The 12,913-nt window shown below is 66.6% G+C and carries 12 protein-coding genes and 1 pseudogene; 8 read left to right on the top strand and 5 right to left on the bottom strand.

Features of this window, described 5'->3' with window-relative positions; all coding sequences use genetic code 11:
• Nucleotides 1-32 precede the first annotated feature (32 nt).
• Together AC5RWX_RS23790 and AC5RWX_RS23785 are read right to left on the bottom strand one after the other, a co-directional pair.
• Complete coding sequence (locus AC5RWX_RS23790) at nt 33-1,457, bottom strand: amidase (protein WP_494098761.1); 1,425 nt, start codon at nt 1,455-1,457, stop codon at nt 33-35.
• Nucleotides 1,450-1,668: a hypothetical protein gene (locus AC5RWX_RS23785; protein ID WP_494098760.1), complete on the bottom strand. Its 219-nt coding sequence runs from the start codon at nt 1,666-1,668 to the stop codon at nt 1,450-1,452. The genes AC5RWX_RS23790 and AC5RWX_RS23785 overlap by 8 nt, the downstream gene beginning before the upstream one ends.
• Nucleotides 1,669-1,779: 111 nt before the next feature.
• Between AC5RWX_RS23785 and AC5RWX_RS23780 the strand changes: the two genes are divergently transcribed.
• From AC5RWX_RS23780 to AC5RWX_RS23770, 3 genes are all read left to right on the top strand, one after another.
• Nucleotides 1,780-2,106 (top strand): rhodanese-like domain-containing protein, encoded by a 327-nt coding sequence (locus AC5RWX_RS23780; protein ID WP_494098759.1) that lies wholly within the window; start codon nt 1,780-1,782, stop codon nt 2,104-2,106.
• A gap of 70 nt (nt 2,107-2,176) precedes the next feature.
• Nucleotides 2,177-3,154, top strand: coding sequence for a prephenate dehydratase (gene pheA / locus AC5RWX_RS23775; protein WP_494098758.1), 978 nt, complete (start codon nt 2,177-2,179; stop codon nt 3,152-3,154).
• Between the two features lie 96 nt (nt 3,155-3,250).
• Nucleotides 3,251-3,457, top strand: coding sequence for a hypothetical protein (locus AC5RWX_RS23770; RefSeq protein ID WP_458780650.1), 207 nt, complete (start codon nt 3,251-3,253; stop codon nt 3,455-3,457).
• Between the two features lie 10 nt (nt 3,458-3,467).
• On the opposite strand, the gene AC5RWX_RS23765 is transcribed toward AC5RWX_RS23770, so the two are convergent.
• The gene (locus AC5RWX_RS23765; RefSeq protein ID WP_494098757.1) at nt 3,468-4,532 is read right to left on the bottom strand and encodes a diacylglycerol/lipid kinase family protein; all 1,065 of its coding nucleotides are present in this window, start codon (nt 4,530-4,532) and stop codon (nt 3,468-3,470) included.
• Between the two features lie 90 nt (nt 4,533-4,622).
• Here AC5RWX_RS23765 and serS point away from each other — a divergent pair, with 90 nt between their 5' ends.
• The 4 genes from serS (at nt 4,623) to AC5RWX_RS23745 (ending at nt 8,010) form a co-directional block, all read left to right on the top strand.
• Entirely contained in the window at nt 4,623-5,903 is a 1,281-nt protein-coding gene (serS, locus tag AC5RWX_RS23760; protein ID WP_494098756.1) for a serine--tRNA ligase, read from the top strand.
• A 182-nt stretch (nt 5,904-6,085) separates the two neighbouring features.
• Nucleotides 6,086-6,946, top strand: coding sequence for an HAD family hydrolase (locus tag AC5RWX_RS23755; protein WP_494098755.1), 861 nt, complete (start codon nt 6,086-6,088; stop codon nt 6,944-6,946).
• A 16-nt stretch (nt 6,947-6,962) separates the two neighbouring features.
• Nucleotides 6,963-7,346, top strand: a complete 384-nt coding sequence (locus AC5RWX_RS23750) for a hypothetical protein (protein WP_494098754.1) — start codon at nt 6,963-6,965, stop codon at nt 7,344-7,346.
• Between the two features lie 79 nt (nt 7,347-7,425).
• Entirely contained in the window at nt 7,426-8,010 is a 585-nt protein-coding gene (locus AC5RWX_RS23745) for a histidine phosphatase family protein (protein WP_494098753.1), read from the top strand.
• Nucleotides 8,011-8,183: 173 nt separating this feature from the next.
• Here AC5RWX_RS23745 and AC5RWX_RS23740 read toward each other — a convergent pair whose 3' ends face one another.
• The gene (locus tag AC5RWX_RS23740; protein ID WP_494098752.1) at nt 8,184-8,783 is read right to left on the bottom strand and encodes a hypothetical protein; all 600 of its coding nucleotides are present in this window, start codon (nt 8,781-8,783) and stop codon (nt 8,184-8,186) included.
• 121 nt (nt 8,784-8,904) lie between these two features.
• Between AC5RWX_RS23740 and AC5RWX_RS23735 the strand changes: the two are divergent.
• A pseudogene (locus tag AC5RWX_RS23735) lies at nt 8,905-11,288 on the top strand (phosphoketolase family protein).
• 133 nt (nt 11,289-11,421) lie between these two features.
• Here AC5RWX_RS23735 and AC5RWX_RS23730 read toward each other — a convergent pair.
• Nucleotides 11,422-12,771, bottom strand: a complete 1,350-nt coding sequence (locus tag AC5RWX_RS23730) for a carboxylesterase family protein (RefSeq protein WP_494098751.1) — start codon at nt 12,769-12,771, stop codon at nt 11,422-11,424.
• Nucleotides 12,772-12,913: the final 142 nt, after the last annotated feature.

Below are 12,913 nucleotides of genomic sequence, written 5' to 3'. Positions count from 1 at the left end.
GACAGAGGCGCCGGCGGGTTCCTGCGGCTGCCTCAATAACCGAGTTGCCGGGCTACCTGCAGCAGGAGCAACTCCGAGCCGATAGGCCCCACCAGCTGGATTCCCATGGGCAGCCCCTCGCCGGGAGCTCCGCCGGTCCAGGAAACTGGAACGGTGATGGCGGGCAGCCCGCACACATTGACCATGGAAGACCACGGCGCGAATTCGCACTGCTTCCGGTAGTCGCCGTCGGCGTCTCCTGCCCACTGGGAAACTGGCCAGCGGTCATCACCATGGGCTGTCCCGGTGAACCAGCCCACCGGGCGCGGTGTCTGGGCGAGTGCCGGCATCAGCATCAGGTCCCACTGCGCGTACTGCGACACCGTGTCCCGCTCGAACTGCCGCAGGAAGGCCAACGCTTCATTCAGCTTCGCCACGCTGCGCTGTTGGGCCCGGCGCCGGAAGGTCCGGGTCAGCGGCGCCAGCAGGGCTTCACGGTGCGGGCTGATCCGGGCCGTGCCCACCGGAGCCGTCCACGCGGTGGTAAACGCGTCCGGGTAGCGGTTGTCATAGCGGATGGTGGCATCGCTGAGCGAGTGCCCCGCGTGCTCCAGAAGTTCCTCTCCGGCCCGGAGCGCGTCCACCGCCTCCTGGTCCGGTGTAAACGGGAAGGTGCCGGACCAGGGGCTGTCCACGGTGACCCCGATCCGCAGCCGCGGCGGCTCGTGGTCCAGTGAAGCGAGGTAGCCGCTGTCCCGGGTACCAGCGGGGGAGGGGACCAGCGCATCCATCATCAGCGCGGCATCGGCGGCGCCTCGGGCAAGGGGACCGGCCACCACCAGCCGTGCGGGGTCGCCCAGGCTCTCTCCGGCCGGAACCAGGCCGCGGCCCGGCTTCAGGCCCACCAGGCCACAGGCGGCGGCAGGGATGCGGATGGAGCCGCCGCCGTCTGTGCCGGGCGCGAACGGAAGAAGTCTGGCCGCCACCGCTGCGGCACTCCCGCCGGAGGATCCCCCTGAACTTCTGCTGGGGGCGTGGGGATTGCGCGACGGCGGCGCCGTGCGGTTTTCGCTGTAGGCCGTCAGCCCGAACTCGGGCACCTGCGTCTTGCCCAGGGAGATCACGCCAGCTTCCCTGAGGTGCGCCACCAGCGGTCCGTCGCTGACCGCTGGCTTGTGGTCCAGGGCAGCGCTCCCGTGGGTGGTCACCACTCCGGCCACGTCCGTGAGGTCCTTGAACGCCAGGGGCATGCCGTGCAGGAGTGGGAGTGCTTCAACAGGAGCACTGCTCCGGAGCGTGTCGGCCGCGCAGGCATCGTCCATCGCCTGCTCGGCCGTCACCGTGACAAACGCGCCGAGCAGGGGATTGTGCCGCTCGATCCGGTCAAGAAAATGCGCCGCCGCTTCCGCTGCCGAAACCTCCCCGCTCCGGAGACTGTCCCGGAGAGTGACGGCGGAAAGGTCGTGGAGCTCAGCCATGGTACCGCGGCTCCAGGCGTTCCTCATCGGCGCCCTCTGCGTCCTCGGAACGGGTCGCGATGTACGCGCCCTTGCTCTGGACTTCAGCCACCGCCCCGATCAGCGACGTGCCGTGGTAAACCAACCCCACGCCGTCGTCCGCGAGCCGGGTGCGGCTGCCGGGCCTGAAGCCGCCCGAGGTTTCCAGAATGGCGGGCTGCTCTGCAGTCAAGGGTTCCTCCTAGGGTCTTCCGAGTAGCCTAACTTGCAGATCTTCCGCGCAGCCAAGGGGCCCCGGGGACTAGGCTTAACGCTGAACCCGATCAGCCAGACAGGACTTTCCATGAGCGATTTTGATTCCGTCCCCGTCAACAACATCCCTGCCGACGCCGCCATCCTGGACGTGCGTGAGGATTACGAGTGGGTGGCCGGGCATGCGGAAGGGGCCCTTCACATTCCCCTGGACCAGCTGCCATCGCGGCTGGACGAACTCGACCCGGACGAGGACCTGTACGTCATTTGCCGTACCGGCGGCCGGTCCTTCCGAGCCGCGCAATGGCTTACGGGCCAGGGCTACACCGCGATGAATGTCTCCGGCGGCATGGACCAGTGGCTGGAGGCCGGGAAGCCGCTGGTAGCAGACAACGGGCTGAAGCCGCTGGTTCTCTAGCACCTCCACGCTTCGCTTCCGCCTTCCGGCCCCCGCCCAAAGGGTGCCCTATGATTCCAAAGGAATATCCATGCCTGCGCCCTCCGCCACCTACGCCTTCCTCGGCCCCGAAGGCACCTTCACCGAGGCCGCGCTGCTGAAGGTCCCAGGCGCCGGGCAGGCCACCCGCATCCCGTCGGCGAACGTCAACGTGGCCTTGGACAAGGTGCGCGACGGGTCGGCCGACGCTGCGATGGTGCCCATCGAAAACTCAGTGGAGGGCGGCGTCACGGCCACCCTCGACGCCATCGCCACCGGCCAGGAACTGCGGATCATCCGGGAAGTCCTGGTGCCCATCAGTTTTGTGCTGGTGGCCCGGCCCGGCGGGCGGCTGCAGGACATCAAGCGGGTGTCCACTCATGGCCACGCCTGGGCGCAGTGCCGGCTCTGGATGGACGCCCACCTCCCCGGCGCGGAGTATGTCGCCGGGTCCTCAACCGCCGCAGCGGCCATGGGGCTGCTGGAGGACGATACCCATTACGATGCGGCGATCTGCGCCCCGCTGGTGGCCCAGGAGCAGCCGGGCCTTACGCTGCTCGCCGAGGGCATAGGAGACAACCCCGGCGCCGTGACCCGCTTCATTCTGGTCAGCCGGCCCGGCATACTGCCCGAACGCACCGGAGCGGACAAAACCACAGTGGTAGTGCCCCTGCCCGAGGACCGTCCCGGCGCCCTCATGGAGATCCTGGACCAGTTCGCCAGCCGGGGCGTGAACCTCAGCCGGATCGAATCGCGGCCCACCGGGCAGTACCTGGGGCACTACTTCTTCAGCATCGACGCGGACGGCCACGTCGGCGACGCACGCGTCGCCGACGCCCTCGCAGGACTCCACCGCATCAGCCCGGCCACGCGTTTCCTGGGCTCCTACCCGCGCGCCGACCACCAAGTGACAGTGGTGGAACCGCATACCTCTGACGCCGCATTCGATGCATCACAGGCGTGGGTGGAAGGGCTGCGGCCCCAACATGGGCGTCCTGCCACCGGTTCCGCCGCTTCGCCCACAGCGTAGGTGATTGCCCTGCATACCACTTCCGCGGGCTGGGGACAATGCGTATGCTTACTTGATCCACAAATGGGGGATGGCCCCTAGCGAAGGGAGCGGGTCATGAGTACCAACAGCTCTAACAACGATGGCCAGGGGATGATCGTGAATCCCCGCCCCGCCGCCGACAACCAGGACTGGGACGGCGATGAGGCCGACCGGGCGGACCGCCTGCGCTTTGAAGAGGAGCAGGCCATGATCCGGGAGCAGTCCGAGGCCCGCGCCGCCGCGAAAGCCGCCGCTGAGGCGCGCAAGGAAGCCCACGCCTGAACCTGCTGCTTCAAACCAGCGAGCCCTGCCCCTTAACCCTGATCAGTAACGAACGCGGCTCCACCTGCACGGTGACCCTGGTGGCTTCGCCTGCCGTGTCGCCGTCGAGCTGCGTGGGCATCGGTTCGGGGCATTCGATGACGACCCTGCCCGACCTGTAAACGGTCATGATGGGCAGTTTCCCGCTGTGCTTGAACATGATCTTTGCGTACATCAGCAGCCAGCCGACGGCGCTGCGCGGGCTCATCACCACCACATCCAGCATGCCGTCGTCGATCATGGCCTGCGGAATGAAGTCGATGCCGCCGGGCACCAGCCCGCAGTTCGCAAAAAGGATGCTGCGGACGTTCCGGACCTGGTCCGGGCTGCCGTCCAGGGAGATTGAAATCTTCTTCCGCCGGCCGGGCAGGTGGCGCATCCCCGCTTCCGTGTACGCCAGCCAACCGAACGTTTTCTTGAGGCCCGCGTTGGTGTCGGCCAGGACTTCGGCGTCCATGCCGATCCCCGCAATCACCAGGAATGCGTGCTCGGAGGAATGGCCGGTCCAGGAATTCTCGATGCCCATCCTGGCGGTGTCGATGTACCGCTGGTGGCCGAAAAGCGCTGCCTGCACGTTGCCGTGGAGGTCGTTGACGTCCAGGTTCACGTTGCGGGCCAGGAGGTTTCCGGTGCCCAGCGGAATGATGCCCATCGCGACGCCGGTGCGGGCGAGGGATTCAGCCACCACCCGGACAGTGCCGTCGCCGCCACCCACTACAACGACGTCGGGCTTATGCCCCAACGCCGCCTGCACCTGTGAGAAGCCCGGGTCCTCGACCGTCGTTTCGTAAAACACCGGTTCAGCCCAGCCGGCCGTCAGGCAGGCGCGCTGAATCGTGGCTTTGGCTTCGTCCGAGCGGGCCTTGACCGGGTTAAGGATCACCACCACGCGCTGATCGGTGAGCCCGGCTTCGTGGGCGTCCCCGCCTACGGCGCTGCGCACATGCAGCGCCTTGAGCCTGCGCACTCCCCACCAGCTGGAGATGGCGAAAGCAAGCGCCACCGCAATCAGCACGTAGAGAATCAGGTCGCTCATGGTCCCCCAACAGTATCCCGGCGGGAGGTGCGGCGGTCCCGGGTGCCCGCGGCCGCCGTCGTACTCCTTCGGATTGGATACCCTTGTGTGGTGATCGACGTAAAAGACCTCAGCGAAAACCCGGACAAGTTCCGAGCCAGCCAGCGCGCCCGCGGCGCGGACGAATCAGTGGTGGACGCGATCATTTCCGCGGACTCTGCACGGCGGGCGGCGCTGATCCGCTTCGAAAACCTCCGCGCCGAGCAGAACGCCTTCGGCAAAAAGGTGGCGCAGGCCAAAGGCGATGAAAAGAAGGCGCTGCTGGCCGAGGTGAAGGAACTGGCCAACTCGGTCAAGGCTGCCTCCGCTGAAGCAGACGCGGCGCAGCTGAAGCAGGAAGAACTGCTGCGCACTATTCCCAACCTCATTGAGGACGGTGTTCCAGCGGGGGGCGAGGACGACTACGTGGTGGTCAAGACCGTCGGTACGCCCCGGGAATTCCCGGACTTTGAGCCGAAGGACCACCTGGAAATCGGCGAGCTGATCGGCGCGATTGATATGGAGCGCGGCGCCAAAGTCTCCGGAGCCCGCTTCTACTTCCTCCGCGGCGTGGGTGCCCGGCTGGAGATGGCGCTGTTGCAGATGGCCATGGACCAGGCGATTGAAGCTGGTTTTGTCCCCATGATCACGCCCACTTTGGTGCGCCCGGAGACCATGCAGGGCACGGGCTTTGATGTTAAGCACGACGCCGAGATCTACCGGCTCGCGGAAGACGACCTTTACCTCGTGGGCACCTCGGAGGTTGCCCTCGCCGGGTACCACGCCGACGAAATCCTCGACTTCTCTGCTGGCCCCATCCGTTATGCCGGGCAGAGCTCCTGCTACCGCCGCGAGGCCGGTTCGCACGGCAAGGACACCAGGGGCATCATCCGCGTGCACCAGTTCAACAAGGTGGAGATGTTTATCTACACCACGGTTGAGGAGGCAGCCGCCGAGCACCAGCGCCTGCTGGCCTGGGAAGAGGAGATGCTGGCCAAGTGCGAGCTGCCCTACCGGGTGATCGACACCGCTGCCGGCGACCTTGGCACCTCTGCCGCACGGAAGTACGACTGCGAAGCGTGGGTCCCCACCCAGGGCGCATACCGCGAGCTGACCTCGACGTCCAACTGCACCACGTTCCAGGCCCGCCGCCTGAACATCCGCGAACGCGTGGTGAATGAGGCTGGGGCCGCGAAGGGCACCCGGGCCGTGGCCACGCTGAACGGCACGCTGGCCACGACCCGCTGGATCGTGGCTCTCCTGGAGCACCACCAGAACGCCGACGGCTCGGTTAACGTTCCGAAGGCACTGCAGAAGTACCTGGGCGGCCTTGAGGTCCTCCCGGTCCTGTAAGTTCCGCCCGCTCCTGGTTTGTTCACGGATCCGAACCTGAAAGGTTCGGATCCGCGGACAAGCTTCTGATCGCAGCGGTAGTGATTTCTGCGCCCCGGAAGGCTCCGGATGTTTACCAACAGTTCAAAGAATCTGTGGCGCGCGTCCTAGCGGGGTTGGGAGTGGTCTGCTCTACTTGATGGATGACAACGCTGACTGAAACCTCAGTCGCCGGCAACGACGACCGGCGAGAGAACGAAAACGACAACGTAGACCAGAAGCTGATGGTCGCCCTGGACGTGGACGGCACCCTGGTGGACCACGACGGGCACATGTCCCCGGCCGTCCGCGAAGCGGCGCAGGCAGTGGTAGCCGCCGGGCACGAGGTCATGATTGCCACCGGCCGCTCCCTCAACGCCATGCTCCCCATCATTGAGAACATCGGGATTGAGCGCGGATATGCGGTGTGCTGCAACGGCGGTGTGACGCTACGGCTCCACCCCGAGCTTGAAAACGGTTACGAGGTCATCCATAAGGCCACCTTCGACCCCGCTCCTGCCCTTCGTGCACTCCGCGAGCGGCTGCCGTCTGCCAAGTACGCACTGGAAGATGAGGACGGAAACTTCCTGTCCACCGAACGCTTCCAGGATGCGAGCTTCGGCGTTGAGGCCGTCGGTGTGGATTTCCACACCATGCTCGAAGCCACCGCCGTGCGCGTAGTGGTGTTCAGCACCGAAAACACGCCGGAAGAGTTCAACGAAGCGATCGAGCACGTTGGCCTGGCCGGCGTAACCTACTCCGTGGGCTGGACCGCCTGGCTGGATATTGCCGCTGCCGGGGTAACCAAGGCCAGCGCTTTGGAAAACCTGCGGAACCGCCTCGGCATCGAACCGCACCTCACCGTGGCTGTCGGGGACGGCCGCAACGACATCGAGATGCTCAGCTGGGCCGGACGGGGCGTGGCCATGGGCCAGGCTCCGGAGGAAGTGATTGCAGCCGCTGACGAGGTCACCCACTCTGTGTTCGACGACGGCGCCGCCCACGTGCTGCGCAGCCTCCTCTAGCTACCGGTGCACCTGAATGCTGGTTCAGCTGGCGGCCTTGGCCGCCTGCGCCGTTTTGGCTGGCCTGGCCGTGCTGCAGGCCGCGCTGGTGAGCGGTGCTCCGCTTGGCCGGTTCGCCTGGGGAGGGCAGCACAAGGTCCTGCCCCCCGGGCTGCGGGTGGGCAGCGCGGTATCCATCGTCCTGTACGCGGTTTTCGGATACATCGCCCTTGCCAAAGCCGGCATGGTGCCGTTGCTGGCCAGCGGGACTGTCACGTCGGTGGTCACCTGGGTGTTGACGGGGTATTTTGCGCTCGGCGTGCTGATGAACGCCATATCGCGGAGCAAGCCGGAGCGTGCCGTGATGACACCCGTGGCGCTGGTCCTCGCCGCTGCATACCTGGTTCTTGCCGTCAACTGATCCCCGCCTGAGCTGAGCGGTACCCGCTGAACGGCAGCCGCTGCCCGGGTGCGGGCCGCCGTCGGGCAGAATGGGAAGCATGACCCTTACGACGTTCGCCCTCATCCGCCATGGCCAGACCGACTGGAATGCGCAGCGCCGGCTGCAGGGTTCCACGGACATTCCCTTGAACGACGTCGGCCGGGCCCAGGCGCGTGACGCCGTTGCCGTTTTGTCCGCTTACGAATGGGACGCCATTGTGTCCTCGCCGCTCAGCCGCGCTGCTGAAACCGCAGAGCTGATCGCCGCCGGGCTCGGACTCGACGAGGTCCGCCGGGTCCCCGGGCTCGTTGAGCGGAGCTTCGGCCCTGCCGAGGGCATGCAGGCCGGTCCGGAACTCGACGCTCTGCGGATCCCCGGGGGTTTCCGCGGCGCGGAAAGCGAGGACGAGGCAGCAGACCGGGGACTGGCCGCCCTGGAGGCTTTGGCCGACGAGTTCCGCGGACGCCGGCTTCTCGTCGTCGCCCACGGGACGCTGCTCCGCGTGAGCCTCAGCCGGGCCGTGGGGAGCACCTTGAAGAGCATCGACAATGCCGTCCTGAACCTTGCGCACCACCACGCAATCGACGGATGGCAGCTCGAATACTTCAACGGCGAGCCGGTGATGGCGGCAACCCAGGCTTGATCGCGGGGGATTAGTCCCTGCTCAGGACAGCGATGGCAGGCGTCCCAGGCTGCGCCTAACGTGCTGCTGCATCGCTCCCGGGCGCGGGCGGGGTCTCCTGCAATGACGGCCCCGGCGATCTCAACGTGTTCCTCCTGCACACCGCAGACCCTGAAAGCCAGCGAAAAGGCTGTCTAGCGCACCTCGAGGATCAACCCCAGGAGCCGGGCCGCCGCGGGCCGGGCTGCGTGCTCCTCGTTCCACTGCGCCCGGGCCACCGCTTTGCTGACCGCCTGCGTGGTGATGCCCAGTTCGTGGGCCACCGCCTTCTGCTGGCCGCGGACGCCCGGGGTCAGCAGGTCAAGGACCCGCCACTCCGCCTCGGAACGGTCACGCACGATATGTCCCAGCAGCCGAAGCACGGCCTCAGCGTCATGGGCCACATCAGACAGCGGCCCCTCCACCGCCACCGGAATCCGCTCCTTGCTGTTCCGCAGCCGGTCAACAGCGCGCCGGGCGTACACCAGCCCGTGGCCGGAGGCATCCTTAATCTGGTTGGGCAACGGCTCGTTGACAGGCCCGACGCCGATTCCCACGTACCAGGAACCACAGCGCAGCGCGATCAGTGCCGCCTCGACGGCCTGCCGCGGGCAGTCCACAATGCCCTGGACCTCGTCCTCCACCGACCGGTCGAAATCCAGGCGCGCAGGAATATGCCGCAGGTCCTTGAGCAACTGCGGCACCCGGTCGCCATCGCGCCGGCTGTCGGTTTGGTTGATTGTCAGCGTGAACATCTGAAACCAAAGACTACCCGCTGGTAGCAGAGTGGAGGCAAGCGGGGTTGCCTCGCCCCGAGCCATCTGATGCGATGGACCAATGGCCGCCTTTGGCGGTGAACGCGACGTGAGGATGGTTATGACCAGCAGCATGGGCCAGGACGAACTCGAACGTGTAGACCGCTGGTGGCGCGCCGCCAACTACCTTTCGGTAGGGCAGATCTACCTCCGCTCCAACCCCTTGCTGCGCGAACCGCTGAGGACCGAGCACACGAAGTCCAGGCTGCTGGGCCACTGGGGCACCACCCCGGGCCTGAACTTTGTGTATGCCCACCTGAACCGTGTGATCCGCCGCGACTCCGCCGAGATGCTCTTTGTGGCGGGTCCAGGCCATGGCGGCCCCGCCGTCGTCGCCAACGCCTGGCTGGAAGGGACATACTCCGAAATTTACGGCCACGTAGGCAACGACGCGGAAGGCATGGCCGAGCTCTTCCGCCAGTTTTCCTACCCGGGAGGCATTCCCAGCCACGCTGCTCCGGAAAGCCCCGGCTCCATCAGCGAGGGCGGTGAACTCGGGTATTCCCTCGCCCATGCCTACGGCTCGGTGCTGGACAACCCCCAGCTGGTGACCGCCGTCGTGATTGGCGACGGCGAGGCGGAGACCGGGCCGCTTGCCGCCAGCTGGCATTCCCACAACTTCCTGGACCCGGCCACGGACGGCGCCGTGCTGCCCATCCTGCACTTGAATGGGTACAAGATCGCCAACCCCACCATCCTGGCGCGCATGCCCGAAGAGCAGCTGGAGCAGCTCCTGCGGGGCTACGGCCACGAGCCCCACTTCGTCACCGTAAAGGACCCGGACGACACTGAGCAGGCGCACCGGGACTTCGCCGCGGCATTGGAAAGCTGCCTGGCCGGGATCCGCACCATCCAGGATTACCGTCGAACGCCTCAAGTAGGGGCGGATGAGGCAGACGGCGGCGCGCCCCGCTGGCCGATGATCGTGCTGCGCTCGCCGAAGGGCTGGACCGGACCCCGAGAAGTGGATGGGCTGCAGGTTGAAGGGACGTGGCGGAGCCATCAGGTGCCGCTGTCCGAGGTCCGCACCAACGAAGACCACCTGCGGCTGCTGGAGCAGTGGCTGCAGTCGTACCGTCCTGACGAGCTGTTCGACGGCGACGGGCGGCTCCGGCCGGCTGTCGCCGAGGGTGCGCCCACCGGAAACTTCCGGATGAGCGCTACGCCCCACGCCAACGGCGGCCTGCTCCGCCGTGCGCTGAAGCTGCCTGCCTACCGGGACCACGCCGTCAAGGTGGTCCGGGCGGGCAGTGAGCGGGTCAGCCCGATGGTCACCCTGGGCTCCTGGATGCGGGACGTCATTGAGTTGAACATGGAAACGTTCCGGCTTTTCGGCCCGGACGAGACGGCGTCCAACCGGCTGCAGAACGTCTATGAGGTCACGGACAAGGTGTGGCAGTACCGGATTGACGACGTCGATGAGCACCTTGCACGCTCCGGCAGGGTGATGGAGGTGCTGAGCGAACACCTGTGCCAGGGCTGGCTTGAGGGGTACCTCCTGACCGGCCGGCACGGCGTCTTCAGCTGCTATGAGGCCTTTATCCACATTGTGGACTCCATGTTCAACCAGCACGCCAAGTGGTTGAAGGTGCACCGCAAGCTGCCGTGGCGCCAGCCGGTGGCGTCGCTGAACTACCTGCTGTCCTCGCATGTCTGGCAGCAGGACCACAACGGGTTCTCCCACCAGGACCCGGGGTTTATCGACCACGCGGTGAACAAGAAGGCAGAGGTCATCCGGGGGTGTACCTGCCGCCGGATGCGAACACGCTGCTGTCCGTGATGGAGCACTGCCTGGCGTCCACGGACTACGTGAATATCGTGGTCAGCGGAAAGCAGCCGTCTCCCACGTGGCTGGGGCCGGCCGACGCGGCCACACACTGCCAGCGGGGGCTGGGGATCTGGGACTTCGCCGGCTCCGAAGTCCCTGGCGAGGAACCGGACGTTGTGCTGGCCTGCGCCGGCGACGTTCCCACCGTGGAGACAGTTGCGGCGGCGGAGCTGCTCCGGCTGGGGGCTCCCGGGCTGAAGGTCCGCGTCGTGAACGTGGTTGACCTGATGCGGCTGCAGGACGAGAGCGAGCACCCTCACGGGCTCCCGGCACGTGATTTCGACGGGATCTTCACCGCCGAGAAGCCCATCATTTTCGCCTACCACGGCTATGCGGCGCTGATCCACCGGCTTGCTTACCGCCGCAGCAACCAGGAGGGGCTGCACGGGCGCGGCTACAAGGAGGAGGGCACCACCACCACGCCGTTCGACATGGCCATGCTGAACGGCATCGACCGCTTCCAGCTGGCCATCGATGCCATAGACCGGGTCCCCGGCCTCGCCGAGAAGCACTCGATGCTGCGGCAGGAGCTCCAGGACCGCCGGATCCGTGCCCGCGAGCACACCCGCACCCATGGGGAGGATCCGGAGGAAATCCGGAACTGGCAGCTCGGCTAGCCCCTCGGGTCCCCGCTGGACGCTAAATGACTTGGTGCCCCTGGTTCTGTAACGCTGGTGCCTGGTGCCTGGTGCCTGGTGCCTGGTGCCTGCTGCACCGTCCTGGGCGGTCCGGAAACACCACAGCCACCGCCTAAACTCCTGGTCGCGCCGCATGATAGGTCAGCGCCCCAGGGATCCCACCCTTGTCGCCCAGTCCGTCACCCCGGGCAAAAGCAGCCCACAGGCTTCGCAGCTCGCGTCCCACGGAATTCACATCCTCCCAACGGGCACCGGCGATCAGCCCTACGCCGTCCCACGTTTTGCGGTTACCGAGGAGCAGTGGGAGATCAATGGTGTGGGCGGCGCCGAAAATGTTTCCCGGTGCATGCCAGTGCAGGATGTAGCGGTGCGCCTTACCGCCGGCCAGGGCATGGCGGCGCGCGAACTTCCGGGCTGCCCGGCCGTAGACGGTTTCGGTGACCACCCAATCGATGGCCCGGACTGCGGCGGTCCCGGCGACAGGGATCTTGGCCAGCCTGCTGAGGTACGGGCTGCGTGGCAGGAACAGCCGCGCCTCCTCGGAGGTATGACCGATCAGCACCTCGATGCCGGGAGCGGACCGGTTCCAGGCTGCCTCTATGGCGGCTTCCTCGGGCAGCGGCGCGTGCCCGTACTGGGTGCCGAAAGGCATAGCGGCCAGCATTCCGAATTTACGGGCCACCTGCGCCACATGGTCCTCCCGCTCCACCACTTCCATTGCCGGCGTTTCCTCGGTAACGGCTTCGGCAGCGATGCCCATTGCGTGGTTCATTTTGTTCCGGCCGCGCGAGATGCCCAACGGTGCACTCTGGATGATGGCCCGCTGGAACAGCGACGGCGCCTCAGCAGTCGCCATAAGGTGGGCGATCGCGTCACCGCCGGCCGACTGGCCAAAGGCCGTCACGCAGCCCGGGTCGCCGCCGAACGCTGCAATGTTCCGCTGCACCCAGCGGAACGCCTCGAGCTGGTCCAGCAGCCCCAGATTGCCCGGCCGGCCCGAGCGGGTGGCGAGGAAGCCGAACAGCCCCAGGCGGTAGGTCACCGAGACTGCCACCACCCGGTTTTCGGCCACGAGCACTGCGGGGTCGAAGATGGCGAGGTCGCCGGATCCTGTGGTGTAGGAACCGCCATGGATCCATACCATCACGGGCAGCCTCTCGCCAGGGGCAAGGTCTGCGGGGATGGTGATGGACAGGTTCTGGCAGTCCTCGCTGCCCGGGAGTTCGCCGTAACGGGTGCCCAGGACATCGTCGAGGAACGGCACCGGCCCCTGCGGACAGGCAGGGGCGGGGGAGGTGGCCAGCAAGGGCTCGTCCCAGTCAGGCGCCGGAACGGGAGGCTGGAAACGGCGGGCCGTGGCGTAGGGGATGCCGGTAGCCCGGACCACGCCACCGTCCCGCCATCCGGTGACGGGACCGCAGGGCGGGGTGAACAGGCGGGAGGAATCAGGCACGGATTTCACAGCACCACCTTTTCACATCCCCTTGTGGAGTTTTTGTCCATGTATGCAGGGCGGCGAAGCCTGCATCTACGGACAATAACTCCGCGAACGACGACGGCGGGTGCCTGGCTCGAACGGGGCTCCGTTTTCCAAAGCTCCGAAG

It is taken from the genome of Arthrobacter sp. SPT-J7, from assembly GCF_059089965.1.
This window is presented reverse-complemented; position numbering and strand designations above follow the sequence as displayed.

Bases quoted from the DNA above. Each gene is read 5' to 3' on its own strand.
- AC5RWX_RS23790 (WP_494098761.1), bottom strand. From the start codon at position 1,457: ATGGCTGAGCTCCACGACCTTTCCGCCGTCACTCTCCGGGACAGTCTC.
- AC5RWX_RS23780 (WP_494098759.1), top strand. From the start codon at position 1,780: ATGAGCGATTTTGATTCCGTCCCCGTCAACAACATCCCTGCCGACGCC.
- pheA (WP_494098758.1), top strand. From the start codon at position 2,177: ATGCCTGCGCCCTCCGCCACCTACGCCTTCCTCGGCCCCGAAGGCACC.
- AC5RWX_RS23770 (WP_458780650.1), top strand. From the start codon at position 3,251: ATGAGTACCAACAGCTCTAACAACGATGGCCAGGGGATGATCGTGAAT.
- AC5RWX_RS23765 (WP_494098757.1), bottom strand. From the start codon at position 4,532: ATGAGCGACCTGATTCTCTACGTGCTGATTGCGGTGGCGCTTGCTTTC.
- AC5RWX_RS23755 (WP_494098755.1), top strand. From the start codon at position 6,086: ATGACAACGCTGACTGAAACCTCAGTCGCCGGCAACGACGACCGGCGA.
- AC5RWX_RS23750 (WP_494098754.1), top strand. From the start codon at position 6,963: ATGCTGGTTCAGCTGGCGGCCTTGGCCGCCTGCGCCGTTTTGGCTGGC.
- AC5RWX_RS23745 (WP_494098753.1), top strand. From the start codon at position 7,426: ATGACCCTTACGACGTTCGCCCTCATCCGCCATGGCCAGACCGACTGG.
- AC5RWX_RS23740 (WP_494098752.1), bottom strand. From the start codon at position 8,783: ATGTTCACGCTGACAATCAACCAAACCGACAGCCGGCGCGATGGCGAC.